This is a genomic window from Pseudomonas sp. E102, from assembly GCF_052660185.1.
In genome coordinates, this window is record NZ_CP084025.1 from 3,781,917 (window position 1) to 3,808,186 (window position 26,270).

The window sequence follows — 26,270 nt, forward strand, 5'->3', positions numbered from 1 at the left end:
TTTTGAAGCTCAACCCTTTTGTACAGGCTGGTATTGGCCTGTCGTTTGCCCTGCTGTGGTCCTGCCCGACCCTGGCGGCGCTGACCGAAAGCAAGAATTTCGGCCTGGAAGTGAAGATCACCGGCCAGTCCGAAGATGACCGCGACCTCGGCACCCAGAGCGGTGGCGACGTCAACGGTATCGGCCTGGACCTGCGCCCTTGGATCTATGGCGAAAGCGGTAACTGGAGCGGCTACGCCATGGCCCAGGCCGTGACATCCACCGACATCATTGAGACCGACACGCTGCAGCAGTCGGATGACGCGACCCAGCAAACCGACAGCGGTGATCGCGAAGCCAAAAAAAGCTACCTGGCAATGCGCGAATTCTGGATTGGCTACAGCGGCCTCACGCCTTATCCGGGCGAACTGTTGAAGTTCGGTCGCCAGCGCCTGCGCAACGACGACGGGCAATGGCGCGACACCAACATCGAAGCCCTGAACTGGACCTTCGACACCACCCTGCTGCGCGCCAACCTGGGCGTGGCCGAGCGTTTCAGCGAATACCGCACCGACCTCAAGGAACTGTCGCCCCAGGACGAGGATCGCCTGCACGTCTACGGTGACGTGGCGTACCAATGGATGCCAGGCCAATGGGCCGGGATCCGCGCGCACCACACCCATGACAACGGCAGCCTGGACTACCCGACCCCGGGCGAAGCCACCGACACCCTGGACAAGACCCAGAACGGTGACCTGACCTGGCTCGGCCTGGAAGCCAACAGCGATGCCTACAACTGGCGCAACACCAACACCGTCAATTACTGGGCAAGCATCACCGGCATGACCGGCGACCGCGACACCGTCAACCCGCTCGACGCCGACGGCACCCGCCCCGCGCAGCTCAAGCGCAGCGACGACGTTGACGGCTGGGCCACCGACCTGGGTATCCGCCTGCGTCTGGATCCGCAATGGCAAGTCGGTGCGGCCTACGCCCGCGCCAGCGAGGACTACGAGCAGAACGGCCTGCAGAGTAACCGCTCGAACTTCACCGGCACCCGCTCGCGCGTCCACCGTTTCGGCGAGGCCTTCCGTGGCGAAATGGCCAACACCCAGAGCGCCAGCCTGTTCGGCTCCTGGCAACTGCGCGACGAATACGACGCCAGCCTCGTGTACCACAAGTTCTGGCGCGTGGACGGCAACAAGGCGGTGGGCAGCAACGGCATCAATGCCGTGCAAAACAACACTGACGACGTGACCGGCGCCATCTTGTCCACCTCGACCCTGCCGCTGCGCGACGGCGAGAAGGACCTGGGCCAGGAAGTCGATCTGGTGGTCACCAAGTACTTCAAGCAAGGCCTGTTGCCGGCTGCGCTGAGTCAATCCATAGATGAGCCGTCGGCGCTGGTGCGCTTGCGTGGCGGCGTGTTCAAGCCAGGCGACGCCTACGGCAAAGAGGTCGATTCGTACATGCATCGTGCCTTTGTCGACGTGATCTGGCGCTTCTGATGCGAACGGCCATGGGAGTGCCCGATATGAACCGCTACCTCAGGAACAGCCAGGCGATGAAGGGTTCGATCAGCCTGTTGGCCGCAGCGATGCTGCTGGCCGGCTCATCGGCGTTCGCCAACGTTGAACCGGCGGTCAAGCCGGGCAACGTGGTCAAGGAGCTGCAACGAGCCAAGACCTACACCGTCAGCAGCGCGCCGACCGCGCCGCTGGAACTGGCCGCGCCAACCCTGCCCGACCTCAAGGGTTATACCGCCGAAGCGGTCGCGGCGAAGATCGTGCGCAGCAAGCCCGGCAAAGTCAGCGTGCGCCGGATGATGCAGGAAAACGCCTTGAAGGACTTCATCGGCGGCGACAACAAGATGGCCGAGTGGGTGGTGCGTCAGCACGGCATCCCGCAGGCCATCTTCATCGACGACGGTTACATGAACCTCAAGGACCTGGTCAAGAAAGTGCCCAAGCAGTACCTCAAGGAAACGTCGCCAGGGGTGTTCCTGGCGCGGATCCCGATTGTCGTGGGCGAAAAAGGCATCCTGGAAATCGACAAGCAGACCCAGGAACTGCGCCTGTCCCAGGAGGGAGGCTCGTTCCTGGTCAACGATGGACACATGTTCATCCGCGACACCAAGGTCACCGGCTGGCGCGAAAAGGACAACGGCCCCGCCACGTTCCGTTCGCCCAACGAGTTCCGTCCGTTCCTGCTGTCCTGGGGTGGTACCGAGACCTACATCGTCAATACCAAGATGGCCAGCTTCGGCTACGCCAACAGTAAGTCGTACGGCGTGAGTATTTCCCAGTACACGCCGAACATGGCCAAGGTCCTCAAGCGCCCGGAACCGACCGGCTGGATCATCGGTTCCGAGTTCTCGGACATGTGGTACGGCTTCTACTGCTACGAAACGGAAGACTTTGTGATCAAGGGCAACACCTACAAAGACAACATCGTCTACGGCATCGACCCCCACGACCGTTCCCATCGGCTGATCATTGCCGACAACACCGTTTACGGAACCAAGAAGAAGCACGGGATCATTATTTCCCGTGAGGTCAATGACAGCTTCATCTTCAACAACCGCAGCTACGACAACAAGCTCTCGGGCGTGGTGATCGACCGCAACAGTGTGAACAACGTGATCGCCTACAACGAGATCTACAAGAACCACACCGACGGCATCACGCTTTATGAGAGTGGTGACAACCTGTTGTGGGGCAACAAGGTGATCAGCAACCAGCGCCACGGCATCCGGATTCGTAACAGCGTAAACATCCGACTGTACGAAAACCTGTCCATGGCCAACGGCCTGACGGGTCTGTATGGCCACATCAAAGACCTGTCCGACACCGACCGGGACATCAAGCTCGACCCGTTCGACACCGAGGTGTCGCTTATCGTGGTCGGCGGCGAACTGGCCGGCAACGGCAGCGGCCCGCTGTCCATCGACTCGCCGTTGAGCGTCGAGCTGTACCGCGTGTCCATGCTTGCGCCGACCAAATCCAGCGGCATCAGCTTCACGGGGATCCTGGGCGAACGCCAGGACGAAATCCTCGACCTGCTGGTGCGCCAGCAAAAAGCCGTGCTGATCGACCCTGTCGAACGCCAGACCGAAATGCGGGACTGAGGAATGACCTTTATGAACCCACAGATGATCAAACTCCTGGGCCTGTCCGCCCTGACCGCCGGCATTCTCGCCGCCGCAAGCGGCGCGCGCGCCGATGAAGTCAAAGCACCGACCTTTACCGCCGAACCTTGCTGCAACCTGTGCCCGGCCGCCCATGACGCGAAGAACTACACCACGCGCTACCAGCAGAACTTCACCACGCTGGTCCAGGCCCAGGGCGATTGGCTGTTCCGTACCCAGGAAGACCTGCGCACGGAGTTCAACACCACGCCGGCCGGCTACAAACGCATGCAGCAGTTGCACGATGCGTTCAAGAAAAAAGGCGTCGAACTGGTGCTTGTCTACCAGCCGACCCGGGGCCTGGTGAACCGCAACAAGCTCAACCCGCAGGAAAAGGCCGCCTTCGACTACGAGAAGGCGCTGACCAACTACAAAACCATGCTCGGCCGTTTCGCCCAGATGGGTTACGTGGTGCCGGACCTGTCGCCGCTGACCAACGAAAACCTGCCCGAAACCCTGCCGGCCCATGATTTCTACTTCCGTGGCGACCAGCACTGGACCCCGTACGGCGCCCAGCGCACGGCGAAGATCGTGGCCGAGAAGGTCAAGCAGATCCCGGCATTCGCCGACATTCCCAAGCGTGAATTCGAGACCAAGAAGTCCGGCCGCATGGGCAAGACCGGCACCCTGCACAACATGGCCGGGCAACTGTGTGGCACCAGCTATGCGATCCAGTACATGGACCAGTTCACCACCGAGCCCAAGGGCGAGGCGGGCGATGGCGACCTGTTCGGCGATGCGGGCGACCCGCAAATCACGCTGGTGGGCACCAGTCACAGCGGCAAGAACTACAACTTCGCCGGGTTCCTGCAAGAAGCCATCGGCGCCGACATCCTCAACGTAGCCTTCCCGGGCGGCGGTTTCGAGGGTGCGATGATCCAGTACCTGGGCAGCGAAGAGTTCCAGAAGAACCCACCGAAGATCCTCATCTGGGAATTCTCGCCGCTGTATCGCCTGGACCAGGAAACCATCTACCGCCAGATGATGGCGCTGCTGGACAACAACGGTTGCGAAGGCAAGCCGGCATTGATGAGCAGCAAAGCCAAGCTCAAGCCGGGCAAGAACGAATTGATGGTCAACAGCAAGAATATGGACCTGCGTAACGGCAGTCACCAGATCGACATCCGCTTCGCCGACACCTCGGTGAAAACCTTGCAAGCCACCCTCTGGTACATGAATGGGCGCCACGAGGACATCAAGATCGAAAAACCGAACACCTCCGAAACCGACGGACGTTTCGCCTTCCAATTGCGCACCGACGAAGACTGGGCCTCGCAGAACCTGCTGGCTGTCGAAGTCCAGGGACCCGAAGCCGGTAAAGAACCACTGCAAATCGAAGCGAAAGTCTGCAAACGCAATGCATCTCCGCAAGCCGAGCAACAAACGGCTCAAATCGGACAATGAGGTCTCGTCTCATGACCAGAACCATGCGCACCCGAACGTTGAAAACGCTGTTGGCTCCGTCCCTGCTGACCCTGGCGATGTTCGCCGGGGCCACGCAGGCCGCGGCGCCACTGCGCCCGCCACAGGGCTACTTCGCACCGATTGAAAAGGTCAAGGAAGGCGACGGCGGCAAGGGCTGCGAGGCAGTGCCGACGCCATACACGGGCTCGCTGCAGTTTCGCAGCAAATACGAGGGCTCCGACAAAGCTCGCGCAACGCTGAACCTGCAATCGGAAAAAGCCTTCCGCGACAGCACCGCCGACATCACCAGGATCGAGCGCGGCGTGAGCAAACAAGTCATGCAGTTCATGCGCGACGGTCGTCCCGAGCAGCTTGAATGCACGCTGAACTGGCTGACCGCCTGGGCCAAGGCCGATGCGCTGATGTCCAAGGACTTCAACCACACCGGCAAGTCCATGCGCAAATGGGCCTTGGGCAGCATGGCTTCGGCCTATGTGCGCCTGAAGTTCTCCGAGTCGCGCCCGCTGGCGAACCATCAAGAACAGGCGCAACTGATCGAAGCCTGGTTCAGCAAGATGGCCGACCAGGTGGTCAGCGATTGGGACAACCTGCCGCTGGAGAAAATCAACAACCATTCGTACTGGGCCGCCTGGTCGGTCATGGCCACGTCCGTGGCGACCAACCGTCGCGACCTGTTCGACTGGGCCGTCAAGGAATACAAGGTCGGCGCCAACCAGGTTGATGCCGAGGGCTATCTGCCCAACGAACTCAAGCGCAAGCAACGCGCCCTGTCCTACCACAACTACGCCCTGCCACCGCTGGCGATGATCGCCAGCTTCGCCCAGGTCAACGGCGTGGACCTGCGCCAGGAAAACAACGGTGCCCTCAAGCGACTGGGTGAACGAGTGCTCGCCGGGGTGAAAGACCCGGACATCTTCGAAGAGAAAAACGGCGAAGAACAGGACATGAAGGATCTGAAGATCGATTCGAAATTCGCCTGGCTCGAACCGTTCTGCAGCCTCTACACCTGCTCCGAGGACGTGCTGGAACGCAAGCACGAAATGCAACCGTTCAAGACCTTCCGCCTCGGCGGGGACCTGACCCGGGTGTATGACCCTTCGCGGGAGAAAGGCGAGAAAGGAAGCTGACACCGGTCTCCCTGCCTGAAAGGGAATCCTGTGGGAGCGAGCTTGCTCGCGATGACGGCGGCACATGCGACTGCGATGCAAGCTGAACCACTGCTATCGCGAGCAAGCTCGCTCCCACAAGGGAAAGTGGTCTGTTTCAAATGCAATAACCCCCCGGTTTTCATGGGGGGGTTTGGGGGGGCTCTGGCCCTTGACTGTTGATTCAACAAGGAGAGATCGGGATGGTATTTTCATCCAATGTGTTCCTGTTCCTGTTCCTGCCGATCTTTCTCGGCTTGTACTACCTGAGCGGGCAACGCTATCGCAACCTGCTGCTGCTCATCGCCAGCTATGTGTTCTATGCCTGGTGGCGCGTGGACTTCCTGGCCCTTTTCGCCGGTGTCACCCTGTGGAATTACTGGATCGGCCTGAAAGTCGGTGCCGCCGGCGTGCGCACCAAGCCGGCCCAGCGCTGGCTGCTGCTCGGCGTGGGCGTGGACTTGGCCATCCTGGGCTACTTCAAGTACGCCAACTTCGGCGTGGACAGCCTCAACGCGATCATCACCAGCTTCGGGCTCAACCCGTTCATCCTGACCCACGTGCTGCTGCCGATCGGCATCTCGTTCTACATTTTCGAGTCCATCAGCTACATCATCGACGTGTATCGCGGTGATACGCCGGCCACGCGCAACCTGATCGACTTCGCGGCATTCGTGGCGATCTTCCCGCACTTGATCGCAGGCCCCGTGCTGCGTTTCCGTGACCTGGCCGATCAGTTCAACAACCGCACCCATACGCTGGACAAATTCTCCGAAGGCTGCACGCGCTTCATGCAGGGCTTCATCAAGAAAGTCTTCATCGCCGATACCCTGGCGGTGGTGGCGGACCACTGCTTCGCTCTGCAGAACCCGACCACGGGCGATGCCTGGCTTGGCGCCCTGGCGTACACGGCGCAGCTGTACTTCGACTTCTCCGGCTACAGCGACATGGCCATCGGCCTGGGCCTGATGATGGGTTTCCGCTTCATGGAAAACTTCAAGCAGCCCTACATCAGCCAATCGATCACCGAGTTCTGGCGTCGCTGGCACATCAGCCTTTCGACCTGGCTGCGCGATTACCTCTACATCACCCTGGGCGGTAACCGCAAAGGCACGCTGATGACCTATCGCAACCTGTTCCTGACCATGCTGCTCGGTGGTCTGTGGCACGGCGCGAACATCACCTACGTGATCTGGGGCGCGTGGCACGGGATCTGGCTGGCGATCGAAAAAGCCGTGGGCATCGACACCAACCCGCGCAGCATCAACCCGATCCGCTGGGCACTGACGTTCCTGCTGGTGGTGATGGGCTGGGTGATCTTCCGCGCCGAGAACCTGCACGTCGCCGGCCGCATGTACGGCGCGATGTTCAGCTTCAACGACTGGTCGCTGTCGGAACTGACCCGCGCCAACCTCACCGGTTTGCAGATCGCCACGCTGGCGGTGGCCTACATCACCCTCGCCTTCTTCGGCCTGCGGGACTTCTACACCAACCGTCCGCCGGTCAAGGCCAAGCCTGAGGTGAGCGCCGAAGCCAATGGCCCGGCCACCGCGCAACCGGGGCTGATCAAAGCCGTACCGGGCGACAACCCGTCGACCATCCATGAACCCGGCTACACCGTGGGCGTCGAAGCCCAGGTGCAACCGGCCTACTGGACCGTGGACTGGTCACGCTATGTGATGCGCGCCCTGGTACTGCTGTTGTTCATCGCCTCGATTCTCAAACTGTCGGCGCAAAGCTTCTCGCCGTTCCTTTACTTCCAGTTCTGAGGGATCCGGACATGACCCGCTCATTACGCATCTTCTACGTCGCGCTGTTTATGTTGATCCTGACGGCGCTGGGTATCTGGTCGATGCGCAGCTTCCTAGGCTTCAGCACCAACCCCGATGCGACCGTGCTCAACGGTCGCTGGGCCAAGGCCGTGGAAACGCACTACGACGATGAATTCCCGATCAAGCGCCTGGGCACCAACATCTGGGCCGCGCTGGACTACAAACTGTTCAACGAAGGCCGCAAGGGCGTGGTCCTGGGCCGCGACCAGTGGCTGTTCAGCGACGAAGAGTTCAACCCGATCGTCAACGAAGAGCAGAACCTGCAAGGCAACTACGCGCTGATCGAAGGCGTGCGCCAGAAGCTCAAGGAACAAGGCATCACCCTGGTCATGGCGATCGTGCCCGCCAAGGCGCGGCTGTATCCCGAGCACCTGGGTGAAGTGAAGCCGTCGAGCATCCACGCCAACCTGTACCAGGACTTCCACGCCCGCGTGGCGACGGACAAGATCCTCGCTCCTGATCTGCTCGGCCCGCTGCAACAGGCCAAGCAGAGCGGCCAGCAAGTGTTCCTGCGCACCGACACTCACTGGACGCCGGAAGGCGCGCAAATTGCCGCGGAACATCTGGCCAAAGCCATTGCCGAACGCACACCACTGAATGGCGAACCACAGCGTTTTGTCACCGAGCCTGCGGAGAAGATCATCCACAAGGGCGACCTGCGTCAGTTCCTGCCGCTCGATCCCCTGTTCGAAAACCTGATGCCGGCCCAGGAGCCGCTAGTCAAGCGCAACACCCGCGAAGCCGACGACCAGCCGGCCAGCGATGACGCGTTGTTCGCCGATGCCCAGGTGCCCGTGGCCCTGATCGGCACCAGCTACAGCGCCAACCCCAACTGGAACTTCGTCGGTGCTCTCAAGCAAGCGCTGCACAGCGACGTCGTCAACTACGCCGAAGACGGCCATGGCCCGATTCTGCCGATGCTCAGCTACCTCAAGAGCGACGCCTTCAAGAACAGCCCGCCACAGGTGCTGATCTGGGAGTTTCCTGAACGTTATCTGCCCGTGAACAACGAGATCGGCGACGCCGATCCGCAATGGGTCGCCGAACTCAAGCAAGCCGGCACCCGCCAACAGAACGTAGCTGCTAACACACAATCCGAGACGCCCGACCGGGCGCAAAACTGAAAGAGAGGTCCATCATGACTTTCAACACTACTCCTCGTCGTCTCGCTGCTCGCTCCTTCAAGGCCGTTGCCCTGGTCGCCAGCATGAGCGCCCTTTCCTTCTCAGCCTTCGCCGGTGACTCGGCCCTGTATGGCCCTGTCGCGCCGAAAGGCTCGAGCTTCGTGCGGGTCTACAACGCCAGCAACGCCGAAGTCAGCGCCACCGTCGGCAGCACCAACATCAGCGACGTCGCCCCCTTGGCCAGCAGTGACTTCAGCTTCATGCCTGGCGGCGACTACAGCGCCAAGGTAGGCAGCCAGACCGTACCGGTTAAACTGGCCTCCGATCACTATTACACCCTGGTCAACAACGCCAGCGGCCAGCCACAACTGATCGAAGAACCACCGTTCAAGAACAAGCAGAAATCCCTGGTCCGCGTACAGAACCTCAGCGACAAGAAGCTGACCCTCAAGACCGCCGACGGCAAGACCGACGTGGTTAAGGAGGTAGCGGCCAAGGGCCGTGGCGAACGTGAAATCAACCCGGTGAAAGTGTCCCTGGCTCTGTACGAAGGCGACAAGAAAGTCGGCGATGTGAAGCCAGTAGCCCTTGAGCGCGGCGAAGCGGCCGTACTGTACGTGACTGGTTCTGGCAGCAGCCTGTCGCCTGTCTGGGTCAAGCGCCCGGTGTCCACCCGCTGATGAGTTTTTCTGACTGACGCTTCACCTGTGGGAACGAGCAAGCTCGCTCCCACAGGACACAGGTGTCATTCGGATACGGAACAAAAACAAGAGAGTGAAACGACAGAACGCAGTAGCTCTAAAACCATTTTTGCTTCAAAGGAGTAACAAACATGATTCCGGTGATCTTGTCAGGTGGTAGTGGCTCACGTCTTTGGCCGCTTTCGCGCAAGCAATTCCCTAAACAGTTCCTGGCCCTGACCGGCGAACACACCCTGTTCCAACAGACCCTCGAACGCCTGGTGTTCGAAGGCATGGACACGCCGATCGTGGTCTGCAACAAAGAGCACCGTTTCATCGTCAACGAGCAGCTGTCCGCCCAGAATCTGGAAGCCCAGCGCATCCTGATGGAACCGTTCGGTCGCAACACCGCGCCGGCCGTGGCCCTGACCGCGATGATGCTGGTCAACGAAGGCCGCGACGAACTGATGCTGGTACTGCCGGCGGACCACGTCATCGAGGATCAGAAAGCCCTGCAACGCGCATTGGCCCTGGCCACCGTGGCGGCCGAGCGTGGCGAAATGGTGCTGTTCGGCGTCCCGGCCACCAAGCCGGAAACCGGCTACGGCTACATCAAGTCGACCAACGACGCCTTGCTGCCTGAAGGCGTGAGCCGCGTGTCCCACTTCGTCGAAAAACCCGACGTCAAGCGCGCTACCGAGTTCGTCCAAGCCGGCGGTTACTTCTGGAACAGCGGCATGTTCCTGTTCCGCGCCAGTCGCTTCCTCGAAGAGCTGAAAAAACACGATCCGGACATCTACGACACCTGCCTGCTGACCCTTGAGCGCAGCGAGCAGACCGCCGACACCATCACCTTCGACGACGCCACCTTCGCCTGCTGCCCGGACAACTCCATCGACTACGCGGTGATGGAAAAAACCCAGCGCGCCTGCGTGGTGCCGCTGTCGGCGGGCTGGAGCGACGTCGGTTGCTGGGCATCGCTGTGGGAAGTCAATGCCAAAGACACCAACGGCAACGTCACCAAGGGCGACGTCGTGGTCCAGGACAGCCGCAACTGCATGATCCACGGGAACGGCAAGCTGGTGTCGGTGATCGGGCTGGACAACATCGTCGTGGTCGAGACCAAGGACGCCATGATGATCGCCCACAAGGACAAGGTCCAAGGCGTCAAGCAGCTGGTCAACACCCTCAATGCCCAGGGCCGCACCGAAACCCAGAACCACTGCGAGGTCTATCGTCCGTGGGGTTCCTATGACTCGGTGGACATGGGCGGTCGCTTCCAGGTCAAGCACATCTCGGTCAAGCCGGGCGCGTGCCTGTCGCTGCAGATGCACCACCATCGCGCCGAACACTGGATCGTGGTCAGCGGCACCGCTGAAGTGACCTGCGACGAGAACGTGTTCCTGCTGACCGAAAACCAGTCGACCTACATCCCGATCGCGTCGGTTCACCGCCTGCGCAACCCGGGCAAGATCCCGCTGGAAATCATCGAAGTGCAGTCCGGTAGCTACCTGGGCGAAGACGACATCGAGCGCTTCGAAGATATCTACGGTCGTTCCACCCCACTGGAGCGCGGCGTGTCGGTGAAGACTATCGCCCAATAAGATCAGCAACGATCAGCCAGACAAGAAGCCCTCATCCAGCCCACTGCGTCCCCTATCCGCAGCGGGCTGGGTGGGGGCTTTTTTATGTTCCTGTCAATCAAGACGAACCCCAATATCATCCAGGGAAGGGAATCCATTCTTTAGTGCCTCTTTTCCGGTAAGAAACTATATAAGCGGCCGGAATTGGCGTGATGAAAGTGAGTTCTACTGTTACAGGCGGAATCATCGCAACAAAGTCGGCGTTCTCAAGCGAGTCATCGCTCATCAGAAGGCGAGCACTCAGCCGTCCTTTCGGTTTGAACTCAAACGGTTGTTGAAGACCTAAGGTCCGATTGTTGATCTCGCGCTCTTTTAGCCCAGGAATTTCCATTCGATACAGATAATTTCTGGTGTCGCCATACCCGCCAGAATCCTCGTCCATTCCCAAAGACACATAACCTGGGACCGGACTTCTTACATGTTCACTGGCGAGCGTATTGAAACCTTTGCTCACCACTGCGTTCCGAAAATCCTTCTTGATTTCCAGGCCTCGGTTATCTCTGGGATAAAAGCCGCCGGCTTTCAATATTTGTTCAGGAGAACGGTCATCGCCTCTCATTGCCAAAACTTTGCCGGACGGGGTAAGTGTTAGGGTATGCGGGCCGACCAGCATCTTTCCTCCCTCAATCGAGGGAGTTTGCGCAGCCTCATACATCTCTGCCGAACTGGTGCTTTCTAGTGGCGGTCTCACCGACCGCTCAGACACTAGCCCCAGCGTAAAGGGAGGCGGATTTTGTTTCGCCGTAAATGCGCGGTTCTCGGTCCCTCCCTTGGCAAGGGTCGTTGGAGCGTCTCGAGTCGTGCGGGCAGGTTCAAACAGACTTCTTATTTTACTGACATCTCCTCTGTTCTGCTTCTCAGGCATGAGCCCGTCACCGTCAACGAAAGTCACGGGAGTGTTTTTGACCATACGATACATATTCAAACCATCGACCGCGCCAGCCGGGTCCGGATTCAGCCAGCGCTGCAACCATGGGATGTAATAACGAAAGCCATAGTAATAAAGCCCCGTTGCATCCCGTTCCTTGCCCGAATAACGCACCGTCTTGTAACCCACCTCGATTGCATTTTCCCCAACCAGATACGCGGTTTCGCCAAACGGATAAAAATGCTCCTGGCTGATGATCCGCCCGTCCTCGGCCAGCTCCAGGCTCACCGAACCCAGATGATCGGCGACGCTGTATCGGTAGCAATCATTCTTCCCGGTGGGCGGCGTGCTTTCCCAATGCAACACCCGAACCTCGCTGAGCCCGCCCTGGGCGACGATCACTTGCAATGCCTCGCCCGTGCCGCTCTCGGCACGCAACTCCAGCCCCGGCAGATATCGCACCTCGGCAGCCAGCGTGCGGGTGCCGGTCTGCAAGGTGCGAAGTTTGCGCGCCCGTTGTCCGCCGCCGTCGTAGACATACGCTTCGCTGTCGTTGAGCCCCGAGTCGCGCTCGATGGGCGTGACCGACCTCAACTGGTTGCGCAGATCCCAGGCCAGGAACCGACCGGCGTCCAGCTCCAGGCAATTGCCCTGTGCATCGAACGCGGCGGCGATTTCATCCTCGGTGGGCGGCACGCCGTTGCGGTAAGGCAGGCAGCGATTGCTGTGGCGAGCCGCTTTGATTTCCCGGCCATGGCTTTGGGCGCCGACGTGAGTCAGCTCCAACAGGTTGCCGGCCTCGTCGTAGCGGTAGGCCTGTCGGTAATTGCTGACCGCCGCCGGGTCGCTGCGTCCTAGCGAGTTGGGGCCTTGGTTGACCGTTCCCGCCTCCCACCCCGTGGCTTCGATCAGTTGATAAAGACTGTCGTACGTGAAGTGGCTGATCGGATCGATGCGTTGGTTGGCGAAGTAGCGGATCGGCAGGATTTGGTCTTCGATGCTCAGCACATTGCCCATCGGGTCGTAGTCGTAGCGCAAATGTTGCAGCACATGGTCGGCACGCATGGCTTGGCGTTCGGACAAGCGTCCGTCCTCTGGGTCATACGTGAGTGAAGTCAGCACGCCGTTGCCGGCTGTTTCCTGCTCGATTTGTCCTTGGGCGTCGTAGCGAATGTCGCTCACCAACGCCTGCCAATCGTCTTGCCCCTCCAATAGCAATTGACTGCCGGACAGCCGGCCATCGAGCGTAAGGCCTTGCCGTTGTCGATTGCCCCTGGCGTCGACCCGCTCCAGCACATCACCCAACGGCCCAACGCGCCACGTCGAAACGGCGCCGTCTCCAGGCTCCAGCAGGTGCTCGCGATCGCCCTCGGCTTCCGGCCAATCGGGCAGAGCCGCATCGAGGATGAAGCGGCGCTCCTGCAGGAGGTTATGCCCGGTCAAGGCAAAGGATGCCAGTGACAAGGTGCCCGCCGTGTCGTCGTGGCGGATCAATTGCCCATACTGGTTGTGGGCTTGATCGCCCTGGCCCGGATAGCCATACGTCAGGCGTTCGGTACACCGGCGCGGCTGCCCGCTGCCTTGTTCGAACACCGCCACGGGGCGAAGCAGTTCGTCATGGAGCAGGTCGCGCTGCGTCCCTCGGCTGTCCCAACCCAGCAGAACTTCACCGGCGAAACCCGGCAGATCGGTCTGCCGACCGGCATCAACGCTGTCTGCCCGCAGCGTCGTGCCGGACAGTGAATAAAGCATTGAGAGATTGGCGGGCGTCGATTCGTCGTTTTCCTGCAAGATCCATAAACGCGGATCCCACTGTTTCACCGCGTGCCCAGCCACGTCAAAGAGGCTGCGGTTGATGCGCCGCTGCGCGGGAGCAATCTCCTGGCTGCGGCAGTAGCCCACCGAGCGAACCGGCAAGCTTCGCGGGTCGACAGCGATTAACGTCGGCGTTCGATAATCCATGCCCATCAGCAGCAGCTCCGTAAAGTGCCAGGTAACCCGGCACATCTAACCAACGGTCGCGCAAGGCTGCCTACTGTCATGTATGACAGTGACGACGGACGGTGCAGGGCAGATGAATATCCATCGCCCGCGCCCTTCGGTAGGATGTGGCGATAGGAACGGAGGCTTCAACATGCTTATCGGCGTCGCGCTGGTCATCACCTGGCTCATCCTGCTATTGCGCTACCCGGCCAAGGCCTTGCCGGTTTCCCTGGCGGCGTTCGTCGGGCTGGGGCTGGTCGCGGCGTGGGTGCTTTGGCAGGAAAACCGCGAAACCCGGCAACTGGATCGCCTGGATGTGCGCATTGCCTATGCGCCTGAGCGCTGCCCTGCTGATCGTCCGCTGTCGTTGAGCCTGAAAAATGGCAACGACGTGCCGTTGACCGAGCTGCACTGGCGTATAGCGGCCTACGCGCCCGGCGACACCATCAACCTGGCCGAAAACGTCTACAGCTCACCCCGCTATCGCGGCCCTGGCGAACTGCAACCAGGCGCCGACTGGCAAGACTGCCTGCCGTTGCCGCCGTTGCGCCCCGGCTATCGCCCGCAAACCTTGGAGTTTCGTGCCGAGCGGTTGCAGGGTAGTTTTTCCAACTGATTCCATCACAACGTTACCCAAGGAAAGCGCCATGCCCGTTGCGTTGATCACCGGATGTTCCAGCGGCATCGGCCGCGCCCTCGCCGACGCGTTCAAGGCCGGCGGTTACCAGGTCTGGGCCAGCGCGCGCAAGACCGAAGACGTGGCGCAGCTAAGCGCTGCCGGCTTCACAGCGGTGCAACTGGACGTCAACGACGGCCAGGCATTGGAGCAGTTGAGCGAGCGGATCAACCAGCAACACGGCGGCCTCGACGTGCTGGTGAACAATGCCGGCTATGGCGCCATGGGCCCGCTGCTGGACGGCGGCGTGCCGGCCATGCAGCGCCAGTTCGAAACCAACGTGTTCGCCATCGTCGGCGTGACCCGCGCATTGTTCCCCGTGCTGCGCCAGGCCAAGGGGTTGGTGGTCAATATCGGCAGCGTGTCCGGTGTGCTGGTCACTCCATTCGCCGGCGCCTACTGCGCCTCCAAGGCAGCGGTACACGCCCTGAGCGATGCGTTGCGCATGGAACTGGCGCCGTTCGGCATCCGCGTGATGGAAGTCCAGCCCGGCGCCATCGCATCCAGCTTCGCCAAGAACGCCGGGCACGAGGCCGAACAGTTGATCAGTGAGCAATCGCCCTGGTGGCCGCTGCGCGACGGCATTCGTGCCCGCGCCAAGGCATCCCAGGACAACCCGACCCCGGCCAGCGAATTCGCCGCCGCGCTGCTCAAGGCTATCCAACAGCCCAAGCCACCCCGCCTGCTGCGCCTGGGCAATGGCAGTCGTGCATTGCCGCTGATGGCCGGCCTGCTGCCCAAGGGGTTGCTGGAGAAAGGCTTGATGAAGCGGTTCGGTTTGGGTCGGCTACTGTAATCGTTCCGGTCTTATTTGCCGTTGTGGCGAGGGAATTAGCGGTGACTGTATGGCTCCACCACCACGGTGCAGGTCATCCCCGCCGCCAGCAGCACGTCATCCGGCACTTCGTCCAGATGAATGCGCACCGGCACCCGTTGGGCCAGGCGTACCCAGTTGAACGTGGGGTTCACGTCGGCGATCAATTCACGGCTCTGGGGATTGTCACGGTCGTAGATCCCCCGGGAAATACTTTCCACGTGGCCCTTGAGCACCTCGCCACTCATCAACTGCAATTGCGCGGAATCCCCGACCCGCACCTTGGGCAGCTTGGTCTCTTCGAAAAAGCCATAGACCCAGAACGAATTCATTTCCACCACGGCCATTTTTGCCTCGCCGATGCGCGCGTAGTCGCCACGGTGCACGTTGAGGTTGGTGACGTATCCGTCCACCGCCGCCCGAACCTCGGTGCGGGCCAGGTTCAGCTCGGCCGCCTCCAGCTGCGCCTGGGCGTGCTGGTAGTCAGCCTGGGCTGAATCGGCGATGTTGCTGGCGTCGTCACGGTTCTCCCTTGAGATCACCAGGCTGTCCAGATCGGCGCGCCGATGGGCATTGACCTTGCGCATCTCCCAGGTGGCCTTGCGTGACGCCACCAGGGAGCGCGCCTGCTTCACCGCGATGCGGTAGTGCTCGGGGTCGATGCGCATCAACAGGTCGCCTTTTTTCACCAACTGATTGTCGCGCACCGGCACCTCGACCACCTCCCCGCTGACATCGGCAGCGACATTGATGATGTCGGCCCGTACCCGGCCGTCGCGGGTCCAGGGCGTGTTCATGTAATGCACCCACAATGTCCGGCCGATCCACAGCGCCAGGGCCACGATCAACAACGTCGCCAGCAGGCTGAAAAATTTTTTCATCGCATCGATCTCAACGGTAGACCGTCAGCGCCAGCGCGCCGAACAGACAAGTAAACAGGCTCAGGCGCAGCAGCGCCGGGTGCCAGAAAAAACGGTACAGGTCCAACCCCGACAGGAACCGATCCAACGCCCAGGCCAGGCCGGCGGCGATAAAGAACATCAAGGTCATGGTGGGCATGTAGACGCCGTGGAAGGCGATTTCACGGGGCATGTTCAGGTTCCTGGGAAAGCGGCATGGCATGGCCGGCCAATGGCGATTGCGGGTCTAGCAAAGAGGTACGGATGAAGTGCAGGTAGCTTTTCACCCGGCGCAGGGCCGAGGTGTCGAAATGCGGGGCGAAAGGTTCGTCGGTGGCCTGCACGCGGCTGATGGCGTGGTCCACCGCCACCAGCGCACGCTCCAGATTGTTCTGGCCGGGCTGGCGGAACAGCCGCACCAGCGCACGCCCCATCCCCCGAATCGCCTGGCGCCATGGCTGGCTCTCGGCGTAGGCCGGATGCACCGGTAGCGTCGCCTGCTCCTTGCGCAACTCGATGATGGCGTGGCCGATTTCCAGCACTACGAACATCCAGCGCAGCAAATCCCTTTGCACTCGGGGTTGCCCCGCCGCCAGTCCGTAGGCTTGGTGCAGCAAGTCCCGGCTGCGGCTCTCGAAACCCGAGGCCAAGCCCTTGAGCTTGCCGCTGATGGCGAACACCACCTGTTCGCGCAGGTCCTGTTCAAGCCGACGCCACAGCCAGCGGCTGTTGGGCGGCAGGATAATCGCGCCGGCGGCGGCACATACGAGCATGCCGAGGATCATCGCAATGTAATCGTTGATGAAGGTGTACGGGTTGTAGACCGTCAGGTTGTCCGGCACCGAGCCGGTGCAGAAAAAGATCAGCAACCCCAGCCCGACTCCGGCGTATTGCGGGCGGGAACTGAGGAATGAGCCCACGACAATCACCGGCGTCAGCATCACGCAGAGCAAGGGGAAACCGTCGATCAATGGAAAGACGAAAAACATTTCGACGAAGCCGATCAGCGCCCCTAACAACGTGCCGCAGGCCATCTGGAACGCCATGCGCTTGGGGTTCGGCGTGGCGGCGGACAGCCCGACGGTGGCAGCGGCAATCATCGTCATGGTCGCGCCGCTCGGCCAGGCGGTGGCGACCCAATAGCTGCCCAGCACCAAGAGGATGAACGCAGCGCGAAAACCGGAAGCGGCTGCCGCCAACCCGTTGGTCTGCGACACGAAGGGCTCGTCCCAGCGTTCGCGTTCGTGGCGGTGGTCGGCCAGGGATGCGTGGGTCTGGGCGTAGCCGTGCAGGTCTTCGACAAACCGATATAACAGCTCGTAGGCGGTATGAAAATCCAACTGCTGCGCGTCACTGGGATCCGTCTCCAAAAACTGCGCGCGCAATCGACGGACCTGGGCCGGCAAGTCGGCCTTGTAGTCTGCCAACGCGGCCGCCAAGCGCGCCGCATCAGCATCAATCAAGGGCCGTGCGCTGAAACCGTCGAGCAGTTCGGCGAGGGTTTGCAATCCAGGCTCGATGGCGCTCGCCACCGAGTCCGCCGTGCCAGTGCGCAATCTTTCGAGCAATTGGTGCAAGGCGTTGAATCGGGTAGTGATGCCCATGAATTCGCTGTTCAAGCGACTGAGCCGGCCGTTGCGCCGGCGCATGTGCGGGTCTTCGAACACCGTCACGCTGCGCAGGCCCTCCAGGCCCACCGCTTCGGCGATGAAACCGACGTTACGCGCCTCGAATGCCTCGGGTTGGCTGCGCCCGCGCAAGCCGTCGGTGACGAACAGGGCGAACACACCAAAGCGCTGGTAAAGCGCGTTGCGCATGGCGGCACTGGCGGTTTGCGGCAGGATCGCGGCGCTGACCGCGGTGGAACAGAGGATCCCCAGGGAAATTTCCAACACCCGCCAGACCGCCGCCATGAAGGCACCCTCGGGATGGGCCAGGGCCGGCAGGCCGATCATCGCCGCGGTGTAGCCGGCCAGCACGAAACCATAGGCGCGAAAGTTGCGATAACGCGCCGCCCCCGCCGAACAGATGCCCACCCAGATCGCCAGGCACCCGAGGAACAGCTCGGTGTCCTGGGCGAACAAGGCGATCAACGCAACCATCACCGCCGAGCCGGCCAACGTGCCGAGCAAGCGATAGAAACTTTTGGCGAACACCTGCCCGCTCTGCGGTTGCATGACGATGAACACCGTGATCATCGCCGTGCGCGGCTGCGGCAGCTCCAGGCGCATCGCCAGCCACAACGTGAGGAACGCGGCCAGCAAGACCTTGAAGATGTAGACCCAGGTCACGCCGTCGCTGCGGGCCCAGTCGAAGAAACCACGGCGCCATTCGAGGCGATACAGCATGAGTAAATACGTCACGGAAGGAGCACTCAGCATCTTGGCGAGGGAGCTTGCTCGCGCTTGGGTGTGCAACATCCATGGGCGGAAACCGGGGCCGCTTCGCAGCCCAGCGGGAGCAAGCTCCCTCGCCATGGGCCATTGCTTGCAACAGGCATGTCACTGCCAGCCTCCAGCCCGCCGCCCAACGCGGTGACCAGATCGGCATGGGCACTCAGGCGCGCCGCCTCCACCCGTTGTTGCACCTGTTGTCGCTTGAACAACAGGCTTTGGGCATTGAGCACGTTGAGGTAATCGGTGAGCCCACGCTGGAACGCGACCAGCGCAATGTCATAGGTGCGCTGTGCCGCGGCAACGGACTCGGCGGCGAAAGCCTGTTGTTTGTCCATCGACTCGCGGCGGATCAACTGGTCGGAAATGCTCTTGAGTGCGTTAACCAACGTCTGGTTGTAGTGCGCCACGGCAATATCGTAGCCGGCGGTCGCCTCGCCCAATTGCGAACGCAGGCGACCGCCGTCGAAGATCGGCAACGAGATCGCCGGGCCGACGTTGTAGGTGAGTTTCTTGCCGGTCAGGAACTCCAGCGCCCCGCCGCCGGTGGCCATGTAGCCCAGGCTGCCTACCAGATCGACGTTGGGGTAAAAGCCGGCCCGGGCCACATCGATACCCCGTGCCTGGGCTGCCACTTGCCAGCGTCCGGCAACCACATCCGGGCGTTGGCCGAGCAGTTCGGCGGGCAACGTGGACGGCAGCTTCAAGGCAGCACCCAAGGCCAGGGTCGGACGGTGCAAGCGCGCACCGTCTCCCGGTCCCTTTCCCGCCAGCGCGGCCAGTTGATTGCGGCTCAAGGCGATGGCTTCGTCGAGGGCGTCGAGTTGACGATGGGTTTCGGGCAATGGCCCTTGGGCTTGGCTGACTTCGAAGTGCGTGCCGATGCCACCATCCAGGCGTTTCTGTGCGAGTTCGAGGATCTGCTCTTGCTGACCTAGGGTCGCAGCGACGATGTCGCGCTGGGCATAGTGCAGCGATAACTGGATATAGGCGCGCACGATGTTGTTCTGCAATTCCAACTGCGCCTGGCGTGCCTCGGCGACGCTGACATGGGCCAGGTCGACGGCCCGCTCGCTGGCATTGCGCTCGCGACCCCACAAGTCCAGGGCGTAGCTCAACCCCAGGGCGGCGTTATTGTCCCAAGTAGTGGTATCGGCCAGTTCGCCAGGGCCGTAGAACTGGTCGGTGGGCCAGTTGTGGCGCTTGAGTGTGGACTCGCCATTGATCTGCAGTGACTCGGCGGCCTCGGCGATTCCGGCCATGGCCCTGGCCTGGCGGACCCGCGCGGCGGCCATGGCCAGGCTCGGGTTGTCTGGCACGGCCAAATCGATCCAACGGTCGAGTTGCGGGTCGCCATAGGCTTTCCACCACTGGCGGTTGGGCCAATGAGCGTCGTGGGCAGCCTCGCGAATCGCCTCGTCGGTCGCCAATTGGTCGGGCGACAACGCCTTGCCTTGCGGCGCAATTGCTCCCGTGCCGATGCAACCACTGATGGTTAACGTCAAAACCCAAACACTGAGAGTCTTCAGCTCTCTGCTGATGCAACGCGGCACGGGCGCAATATTCCTAAAAGAAGGGGCTGACGACGGTCTGCGGATGACTGCAAGGCCTGTGGGAGCGAGCTTGCTCGCGATGGGGTCCTCGCATACAACACTGAAGTGAATGCCCAGACGCCATCGCGAGCAAGCTCGCTCCCACAGGTCCTTGACACCAGATCGCTCTGCATTGGCAGCAATTCTAGGGACCGCCCCCGATAGCGATAAGCCGACCTTTCTGTGAATCTTTGTTACCGTAAACGCGATAATCAATAAGTCGGGTCCCGTCACGCTGTAACTTCATGTCACAATTTGACACCTCCCAAGAGAGCCCTCCATGGACACCTTGCAAAACATGCGTGCGTTCAGCTGTGTTGCCGAAGCCGGCAGCTTCACCGCCGCCGCCGCGCAGCTCGACACCACCACGGCCAATGTCTCGCGTGCGGTTTCCAACCTGGAAGCCCATCTGCAAACCCGCCTGCTCAATCGCACCACCCGACGCATCGCCCTGACCGAGGCCGGCAAGCGCTACTTGCTGCGTTGCGAGCAGATCCTGGCGTACATCGAAGAAGCGGAAGCGGAGGCCAGCGACGCCCATGCGCGTCCGGCCGGGCAATTGAAAGTGCACACCATGACCGGCATCGGCCAGCATTTCGTGATCGACGCCATCGCCCGGTATCGCAAGACCCATCCGGATGTCACCTTCGACCTGACCCTGGCCAACCGCGTGCCGGACATCCTCGACGAGGGTTACGACGTCTCGATCGTGCTCGCCAGCGAACTGCCCGATTCAGGCTTCGTCTCCCAGCGCCTGGGAATCACCTACAGCATCGTCTGCGCGTCGCCCGCCTACGTGAAGGCCAGCGGCTGCCCGCAGAAACCCGCCGACCTGCTCAACCATGCCTGCCTGCGCCTGGTCAGTCCGGTCATTCCGCTGGAGAAATGGGTGTTCGACGGCCCGGAAGGCCAGGAAATGGTCACCGTCAACAATTCACCGTTCCTGGTGAATTCCGCCGATGCCATGAAAACCGCCATCACCAGCGGCATGGGCGTGGGTGTACTGCCGGTGTACGCCGCCATCGAGGGTCTGCGCAACGGCACGCTGGTGCGGGTCATGCCCAACTACCGTTCCCAGGAACTGAACCTCTACGCCATCTACCCATCGCGCCAGTACCTGGATGCGAAGATCAAGACGTGGGTCGAGTACCTGAGGGGATCGTTGCCGGAGATTCTGGCGGCGCACCAGGCCGAATTGACGGCTTATGAATTGAGTGGAAGCCTGACGGGGCCACGGGTCGCGAACTGAATCCGCGACCGGCGCCGGGGGACAATATCAGCGTTTGCCCATCGAGCGACGCGTACCGGGAGGCGCGGCGCCGGGGGTCTTGGTATGGCCGTTCTTTGCGCCATTCTTGTACCAAGGCTGTTGCCCGGCCCCCTTGGCGGCCGCCAGTTCGCCGGGCTTGAAGGGAAACTTGAACGCCGGGATCGCCGGTTTTTCTCCAGCGCTGGAAACATCGCTGTCCGTCTGGGCAGACGGTTCGCCTTGCAAGCGTTCGTCCGCGGACGATGGTGTCGGGGAAGTCATGTAAGGCTCCGGGCGGGTATGCCGGGCTCGCTAGGTGAGCCGCGAAACGCAGCAGTATACCCGCCCGGAATCGCGGTGCCACGAAACAGATTCCATGGCGGCGCTCCGTCCGACGGAAAACCGGGACGAAACTGACAGCCCTGACAGCTAGCCGTCACCTTCCTGACCGCCTCGCAACGCTATATAAGACAGATAGAAATCCCACCGTCCCGAACCGGCTCTTCGCATCCATGCACATTCAGAAAAAAACCGTCCTGCTCGTCGCGCTGTTGGTCGCCTTGGGCGCACTGGTCCTGTGGTTCTCGATGAAACCCGCCGCCACCAAACCTAGTGCTGCCAGCGCCGTACCGGTAAAGGTCGTGAGCGTGGTGGAAAAGGACGTGCCGCGCTTTGCCAGTGGGATCGGCACGGTGTTGTCGCTGCACAGCGTGGTGATCCGTCCGCAGGTCGACGGCATCCTTACCAAGCTGCTGGTCAAGGAAGGACAATTGGTCAAGAAAGGCGATCTGCTGGCAACCATCGACGACCGCTCCATCCGCGCCAGCCTCGACCAGGCCCGCGCCCAACTCGGCGAAAGCCAGGCACAACTGGCGGTGGCCCAGGTCAACCTCAAGCGCTACAAAGTGCTGAGTGTCGATGATGGCGTATCCAGGCAGACCTACGACCAGCAACAGGCGCTGGTCAACCAACTCAAGGCCACCGCCCAGGGTAACCAGGCGGCCATCGACTCGGCGCAGGTGCAACTGTCCTACACCCAAATCCGCTCGCCGGTGACTGGCCGTGTCGGCATTCGCAATGTGGATGAAGGCAATTTCCTGCGCACCAGCGACACCGAAGGGTTGTTCACCGTGACCCAGATCGACCCGATCGCCGTGGAGTTTTCCCTCCCGCAACAGATGCTCCCGACGCTGCAGCGACTGATCGCTGCCCCGGACCAGGCACTGGTCAAGGCCTACATCGGCGCCGACGGGGCCACCGGGCAATTGCTCGGCGAAGGACGACTCAGCCTCATCGACAACCAGGTCAATACCAGCACCGGAACCCTGCGGGCCAAGGCCGAATTCAATAACGCCGCACAACGGTTGTGGCCGGGGCAGTTGGTCACGCTGAAAATCCAGACCGCCGTCGACAAGGGTGCGCTGGTGGTGCCGCCGACCGTCGTCCAGCGTGGGCTGGAGCAACCTTTCGTCTACCGGGTCAACGGCGACAAGGTGGAGAGCGTGCCGGTTGAAATGGTTTACCAGGACAGCGACATGCACATCATCAACGGCGTGAACGCGGGTGACCAACTGGTGAGCGACGGCCAGTCACGGCTCAAGCCAGGCGCCAGCGTCCAGGTGATCGGGGACCCGCCCGCCGTGGCGAAGACCGGGCAGGCGCAACCATGAAGGGGCGTGGTTCGGTATCGGCGTGGTGCATCGACCATCCCATCGCCACGGTGCTGTTGACGTTCGCCCTGGTGCTGCTGGGGCTCATCGCCTTTCCTCGCTTGCCTGTCGCGCCCTTGCCCGAAGCGGAATTCCCGACCATCCAGGTCAATGCGCAACTGCCCGGTGCCAGCCCCGAGACCATGGCTTCGTCGGTGGCGACCCCGCTGGAGGTGCAATTCAGCGCCATCCCCGGCATTACCCAAATGACCTCCAGCAGCGCGTTGGGCTCGACCAACCTGACCCTGCAATTCAGTCTCGACAAGAGCATCGACACCGCCGCCCAGGAAGTCCAGGCCGCCATCAACACCGCCGCTGGCAAGCTGCCCAACGACATGCCGAACCTGCCGACCTGGCGCAAGGTCAACCCGGCGGACAGCCCGGTGCTGATTTACAGCATCAGCTCCAACCTGATGCCCGGCACCGAACTGAGTGACTACGTCGAGACCCTGCTCGCCCGCCAGATCAGCCAGATCGATGGCGTCGGGCAAATCTACATCACCGGCCAGCAGCGCCCGGCGATCCGGGTCCAGGCCTCGGCCGACCGACTCGCGGCCATCGGCCTGACCTTGGCCGACGTTCGCCTATCCCTCCAGCAGGCCAGCCTCAACCTGGCCAAGGGTGCGCTGTACGGCGAGTCGAGCATCTCTACGCTGTCCACGAACGATCAGTTGTTCAAGCCCGAGGAATACGGTGAGCTGATCGTGGCCTACCGGGACGGGGCGCCGGTTCATCTCAACGACATCGCCAAAGTCGTCAACGGTTCGGAAAATGCCTACGTCCAGGCCTGGTCCGAGGATCAGCCCGGGGTCAACCTGGTCATCTTCCGCCAACCGGGGGCGAACATCGTCGAGACCGTCGACCGCATCCAGGCGGCGCTACCCACCCTGGAGGCCATGCTCCCCGCCGCAGTGCAGGTCAAGGTCATGATCGATCGCACCCAGACCATCCGCGCCTCGTTGCATGAAGTGGAAATCACCCTGCTGATCGCGGTGCTGCTGGTGGTGGCGGTGATGGCGCTGTTCCTGCGCCAGCTCTCGGCGACCCTGATCGTCTCGGCGGTGCTCGGGGTGTCGTTGATCGCCAGTTTCGCCCTGATGTACGTGATGGGCTTCAGCCTGAACAACCTGACCCTGGTGGCGATTGTCATCTCGGTGGGATTCGTGGTGGACGATGCCATCGTGGTGGTGGAGAACATCCACCGGCACCTGGAAGCCGGCGAGGGCATGCGCGAGGCGGCCATCAAGGGCGCCGGGGAAATCGGCTTCACCGTGGTGTCCATCAGCTTCTCGCTGGTGGCGGCATTCATTCCGCTCTTGTTCATGGGCGGCGTGGTCGGGCGCCTGTTCAAAGAGTTTGCCTTGACGGCTACCTCGACCATCCTGATTTCGGTGGTGGTGTCCTTGACCCTGGCGCCGACCCTGGCCGCCTTGTTCATGCGCGCGCCAAAGCACCCCGCTCACGCCCAACCGGGCTTCGGCGAACGCCTGCTGGGCTGGTATGAACGAGGCCTGCGCCGGGCCCTGGCTCACCAGAAGCTGATGATCGGTGTGTTCGGCCTGACCCTGGCGCTGGCGGTGGTGGGCTACGTGTTCATCCCCAAGGGCTTCTTTCCGGTACAGGACACGGGCCTGGTGCTCGGCACCAGCGAAGCCGCCGCCGACATCTCATTCCCGGACATGGTGGCCAAGCACAAGGCCCTGGCCGAGATCGTTGCCGCCGACCCGGCGGTGCAGACCTTCTCTCACTCCGTCGGTGTCTCGGGCAACAACCAGACCATCGCCAACGGCCGTTTCTGGATCGCCCTGAAGCCTCGGGGCGAGCGCGATGTATCAGCCAGCGGCTTCATCGATCGTATCCGACCCAAGTTGCTGAAGATTCCCGGCGTGGTGCTGTACCTGCGGGCCGGGCAGGACATCAACCTCAGTTCCGGCCCCAGTCGCGCCCAGTATCAGTACGTGCTCAAGAGCAACGACGGGCCGACCCTCAACGCCTGGACGCAGAAACTCACCGACAAGCTACGCAGCATTCCGGCGTTCCGCGACATCTCCAATGACCTGCAACTGGGCGGCAGCATCACCCACATCAACATCGACCGCAGTGCAGCGGCGCGCTTCGGCCTCACCGCCACGGATGTCGACCAGGCGCTGTATGACGCGTTCGGCCAGCGGCAGATCAACGAGTTCCAGACCGAGACCAACCAGTACAACGTGATTCTCGAACTCGACACACAACAGCGTGGCAAGGCCGAAAGCCTGGCGTATTTCTACCTGCGCTCGCCCCTGACCGGGGAGATGGTGCCGCTCTCCGCCCTCGCCCGCTTCGACGCTCCCACCAACGGCCCGTTGTCGATTGCCCACGATGGCATGTTCCCGGCCGCCAACCTGTCGTTCAACCTGGCATCAGGCGTGGCATTGGGGGATGCGGTGCGGCTGCTCGACCAGGCCAAGAACGAAATCGGCATGCCTGCGGCCATCACCGGCAATTTCCAGGGTGCGGCCCAAGCCTTCCAGAGTTCGCTGAAAAGCCAGCCATGGCTGATCCTCGCCGCCCTGGTGGCCGTCTATATCATCCTCGGCGTGCTCTACGAGAGTTTCGTGCATCCGTTGACCATTATCTCCACGCTGCCCTCGGCCGGCCTTGGCGCGCTGATCATGCTGTGGCTGCTGGGTCAGGATTTCTCGATCATGGCGTTGATTGGGCTGGTGCTGCTGATCGGGATCGTCAAGAAGAACGGGATCCTGATGATCGACTTCGCCATCGACGCCCAGCGAAACGGCGGGATGACGCCCCAGGATGCGATCTTCCAGGCCTGTATGACACGGTTCCGCCCCATCATCATGACCACCCTCGCCGCGCTGCTCGGTGCGCTGCCGCTGATGCTCGGCTATGGCGCCGGCGCAGAGCTGCGCCAGCCGTTGGGCATTGCCGTGGTCGGTGGCTTGCTGGTGAGCCAGGCGCTGACGTTGTTCACCACACCGGTCATATACTTGTGGCTTGAACGACTGTTACATCGACCCGCCCCTCGAAACGGCCCTGCGCCGACGGCGGCGCTGGCGAATACAGACTGAG

The 26,270-nt window shown here is 61.8% G+C and carries 19 protein-coding genes; 13 read left to right on the forward strand and 6 right to left on the reverse strand.

Features of this window, described 5'->3' with window-relative positions; translation table 11 throughout:
- Positions 1 to 2 precede the first annotated feature (2 nt).
- The 8 genes from DOCECA_RS17310 to DOCECA_RS17345 all read left to right on the forward strand — a co-directional run bounded on the left by DOCECA_RS17310 (position 3) and on the right by DOCECA_RS17345 (position 10,976).
- Positions 3 to 1,487, forward strand: coding sequence for an alginate export family protein (locus tag DOCECA_RS17310; RefSeq protein ID WP_434564143.1), 1,485 nt, complete (start codon positions 3 to 5; stop codon positions 1,485 to 1,487).
- Between the two features lie 26 nt (positions 1,488 to 1,513).
- Positions 1,514 to 3,106 carry a mannuronan 5-epimerase AlgG gene (gene algG, locus DOCECA_RS17315; protein WP_434560485.1) on the forward strand — a complete coding sequence of 531 codons (1,593 nt, stop codon included), beginning with the start codon at positions 1,514 to 1,516 and terminating at the stop codon, positions 3,104 to 3,106.
- Between the two features lie 12 nt (positions 3,107 to 3,118).
- Complete coding sequence (locus DOCECA_RS17320) at positions 3,119 to 4,570, forward strand: alginate O-acetyltransferase (RefSeq protein ID WP_445570846.1); 1,452 nt, start codon at positions 3,119 to 3,121, stop codon at positions 4,568 to 4,570.
- Between the two features lie 23 nt (positions 4,571 to 4,593).
- The gene (locus DOCECA_RS17325; RefSeq protein ID WP_420765417.1) at positions 4,594 to 5,718 is read left to right on the forward strand and encodes a mannuronate-specific alginate lyase; all 1,125 of its coding nucleotides are present in this window, start codon (positions 4,594 to 4,596) and stop codon (positions 5,716 to 5,718) included.
- A gap of 221 nt (positions 5,719 to 5,939) precedes the next feature.
- Positions 5,940 to 7,505, forward strand: a complete 1,566-nt coding sequence (locus tag DOCECA_RS17330; RefSeq protein ID WP_420765395.1) for an MBOAT family O-acyltransferase — start codon at positions 5,940 to 5,942, stop codon at positions 7,503 to 7,505.
- Positions 7,506 to 7,516: 11 nt separating this feature from the next.
- Positions 7,517 to 8,692, forward strand: a complete 1,176-nt coding sequence (locus DOCECA_RS17335; protein WP_434560489.1) for an alginate O-acetyltransferase — start codon at positions 7,517 to 7,519, stop codon at positions 8,690 to 8,692.
- A 14-nt stretch (positions 8,693 to 8,706) separates the two neighbouring features.
- Positions 8,707 to 9,372, forward strand: coding sequence for an alginate O-acetyltransferase AlgF (locus tag DOCECA_RS17340; protein WP_420765397.1), 666 nt, complete (start codon positions 8,707 to 8,709; stop codon positions 9,370 to 9,372).
- A 152-nt stretch (positions 9,373 to 9,524) separates the two neighbouring features.
- The gene (locus DOCECA_RS17345; RefSeq protein WP_420765398.1) at positions 9,525 to 10,976 is read left to right on the forward strand and encodes a mannose-1-phosphate guanylyltransferase/mannose-6-phosphate isomerase; all 1,452 of its coding nucleotides are present in this window, start codon (positions 9,525 to 9,527) and stop codon (positions 10,974 to 10,976) included.
- Between the two features lie 115 nt (positions 10,977 to 11,091).
- On the opposite strand, the gene DOCECA_RS17350 is transcribed toward DOCECA_RS17345, so the two are convergent.
- Positions 11,092 to 13,851, reverse strand: coding sequence for an RHS repeat domain-containing protein (locus DOCECA_RS17350; protein ID WP_445570847.1), 2,760 nt, complete (start codon positions 13,849 to 13,851; stop codon positions 11,092 to 11,094).
- Between the two features lie 166 nt (positions 13,852 to 14,017).
- Between DOCECA_RS17350 and DOCECA_RS17355 the strand changes: the two genes are divergently transcribed.
- Together DOCECA_RS17355 and DOCECA_RS17360 are read left to right on the forward strand one after the other, a co-directional pair.
- Positions 14,018 to 14,482, forward strand: coding sequence for a multidrug transporter (locus DOCECA_RS17355; protein ID WP_434560493.1), 465 nt, complete (start codon positions 14,018 to 14,020; stop codon positions 14,480 to 14,482).
- Between the two features lie 31 nt (positions 14,483 to 14,513).
- Positions 14,514 to 15,338 carry an SDR family oxidoreductase gene (locus tag DOCECA_RS17360; RefSeq protein WP_434648856.1) on the forward strand — a complete coding sequence of 275 codons (825 nt, stop codon included), beginning with the start codon at positions 14,514 to 14,516 and terminating at the stop codon, positions 15,336 to 15,338.
- A 35-nt stretch (positions 15,339 to 15,373) separates the two neighbouring features.
- Here DOCECA_RS17360 and DOCECA_RS17365 read toward each other — a convergent pair whose 3' ends face one another.
- Genes DOCECA_RS17365 through DOCECA_RS17380 form a run of 4 tightly spaced genes read right to left on the reverse strand, consistent with a single transcriptional unit; the run spans position 15,374 to position 20,201 of the window.
- The gene (locus DOCECA_RS17365; RefSeq protein WP_445570848.1) at positions 15,374 to 16,237 is read right to left on the reverse strand and encodes an efflux RND transporter periplasmic adaptor subunit; all 864 of its coding nucleotides are present in this window, start codon (positions 16,235 to 16,237) and stop codon (positions 15,374 to 15,376) included.
- Positions 16,238 to 16,247: 10 nt separating this feature from the next.
- A complete protein-coding gene (locus DOCECA_RS17370) occupies positions 16,248 to 16,448 on the reverse strand; it encodes a DUF1656 domain-containing protein (protein ID WP_003205331.1) in 201 nt (66 codons plus the stop codon).
- Complete coding sequence (locus tag DOCECA_RS17375; protein ID WP_445572175.1) at positions 16,438 to 18,603, reverse strand: FUSC family protein; 2,166 nt, start codon at positions 18,601 to 18,603, stop codon at positions 16,438 to 16,440. The genes DOCECA_RS17370 and DOCECA_RS17375 overlap by 11 nt, the downstream gene beginning before the upstream one ends.
- 26 nt (positions 18,604 to 18,629) lie before the next feature.
- A complete protein-coding gene (locus tag DOCECA_RS17380; RefSeq protein ID WP_434648860.1) occupies positions 18,630 to 20,201 on the reverse strand; it encodes an efflux transporter outer membrane subunit in 1,572 nt (523 codons plus the stop codon).
- A gap of 319 nt (positions 20,202 to 20,520) precedes the next feature.
- Here DOCECA_RS17380 and DOCECA_RS17385 point away from each other — a divergent pair, with 319 nt between their 5' ends.
- On the forward strand, positions 20,521 to 21,489 hold the full coding sequence (locus tag DOCECA_RS17385; protein WP_445570849.1) for a LysR family transcriptional regulator: 969 nt from the start codon (positions 20,521 to 20,523) through the stop codon (positions 21,487 to 21,489).
- A 27-nt stretch (positions 21,490 to 21,516) separates the two neighbouring features.
- Here the strand turns inward: DOCECA_RS17385 and DOCECA_RS17390 are convergent, their stop codons facing one another.
- The gene (locus tag DOCECA_RS17390) at positions 21,517 to 21,771 is read right to left on the reverse strand and encodes a hypothetical protein (protein WP_445570850.1); all 255 of its coding nucleotides are present in this window, start codon (positions 21,769 to 21,771) and stop codon (positions 21,517 to 21,519) included.
- Between the two features lie 230 nt (positions 21,772 to 22,001).
- Between DOCECA_RS17390 and DOCECA_RS17395 the strand changes: the two genes are divergently transcribed.
- Both DOCECA_RS17395 and DOCECA_RS17400 read left to right on the forward strand, forming a co-directional pair.
- Positions 22,002 to 23,159: an efflux RND transporter periplasmic adaptor subunit gene (locus DOCECA_RS17395; RefSeq protein WP_434560503.1), complete on the forward strand. Its 1,158-nt coding sequence runs from the start codon at positions 22,002 to 22,004 to the stop codon at positions 23,157 to 23,159.
- A complete protein-coding gene (locus DOCECA_RS17400) occupies positions 23,156 to 26,269 on the forward strand; it encodes a multidrug efflux RND transporter permease subunit (RefSeq protein WP_445570851.1) in 3,114 nt (1,037 codons plus the stop codon). Before DOCECA_RS17395 ends, DOCECA_RS17400 begins: the two co-directional genes overlap by 4 nt.
- Position 26,270 lies beyond the last annotated feature (1 nt).

What these genes read in the sequence shown, in the direction of transcription:
- algG (WP_434560485.1), top strand. Translation starts at nt 1,514, where the DNA reads ATGAACCGCTACCTCAGGAACAGCCAGGCGATGAAGGGTTCGATCAGC.
- DOCECA_RS17320 (WP_445570846.1), top strand. Translation starts at nt 3,119, where the DNA reads ATGAACCCACAGATGATCAAACTCCTGGGCCTGTCCGCCCTGACCGCC.
- DOCECA_RS17325 (WP_420765417.1), top strand. Translation starts at nt 4,594, where the DNA reads ATGCGCACCCGAACGTTGAAAACGCTGTTGGCTCCGTCCCTGCTGACC.
- DOCECA_RS17330 (WP_420765395.1), top strand. Translation starts at nt 5,940, where the DNA reads ATGGTATTTTCATCCAATGTGTTCCTGTTCCTGTTCCTGCCGATCTTT.
- DOCECA_RS17335 (WP_434560489.1), top strand. Translation starts at nt 7,517, where the DNA reads ATGACCCGCTCATTACGCATCTTCTACGTCGCGCTGTTTATGTTGATC.
- DOCECA_RS17340 (WP_420765397.1), top strand. Translation starts at nt 8,707, where the DNA reads ATGACTTTCAACACTACTCCTCGTCGTCTCGCTGCTCGCTCCTTCAAG.
- DOCECA_RS17345 (WP_420765398.1), top strand. Translation starts at nt 9,525, where the DNA reads ATGATTCCGGTGATCTTGTCAGGTGGTAGTGGCTCACGTCTTTGGCCG.
- DOCECA_RS17350 (WP_445570847.1), bottom strand. Translation starts at nt 13,851, where the DNA reads ATGGGCATGGATTATCGAACGCCGACGTTAATCGCTGTCGACCCGCGA.
- DOCECA_RS17355 (WP_434560493.1), top strand. Translation starts at nt 14,018, where the DNA reads ATGCTTATCGGCGTCGCGCTGGTCATCACCTGGCTCATCCTGCTATTG.
- DOCECA_RS17360 (WP_434648856.1), top strand. Translation starts at nt 14,514, where the DNA reads ATGCCCGTTGCGTTGATCACCGGATGTTCCAGCGGCATCGGCCGCGCC.
- DOCECA_RS17365 (WP_445570848.1), bottom strand. Translation starts at nt 16,237, where the DNA reads ATGAAAAAATTTTTCAGCCTGCTGGCGACGTTGTTGATCGTGGCCCTG.
- DOCECA_RS17370 (WP_003205331.1), bottom strand. Translation starts at nt 16,448, where the DNA reads ATGCCCCGTGAAATCGCCTTCCACGGCGTCTACATGCCCACCATGACC.
- DOCECA_RS17375 (WP_445572175.1), bottom strand. Translation starts at nt 18,603, where the DNA reads ATGCTGTATCGCCTCGAATGGCGCCGTGGTTTCTTCGACTGGGCCCGC.
- DOCECA_RS17385 (WP_445570849.1), top strand. Translation starts at nt 20,521, where the DNA reads ATGGACACCTTGCAAAACATGCGTGCGTTCAGCTGTGTTGCCGAAGCC.
- DOCECA_RS17390 (WP_445570850.1), bottom strand. Translation starts at nt 21,771, where the DNA reads ATGACTTCCCCGACACCATCGTCCGCGGACGAACGCTTGCAAGGCGAA.
- DOCECA_RS17395 (WP_434560503.1), top strand. Translation starts at nt 22,002, where the DNA reads ATGCACATTCAGAAAAAAACCGTCCTGCTCGTCGCGCTGTTGGTCGCC.
- DOCECA_RS17400 (WP_445570851.1), top strand. Translation starts at nt 23,156, where the DNA reads ATGAAGGGGCGTGGTTCGGTATCGGCGTGGTGCATCGACCATCCCATC.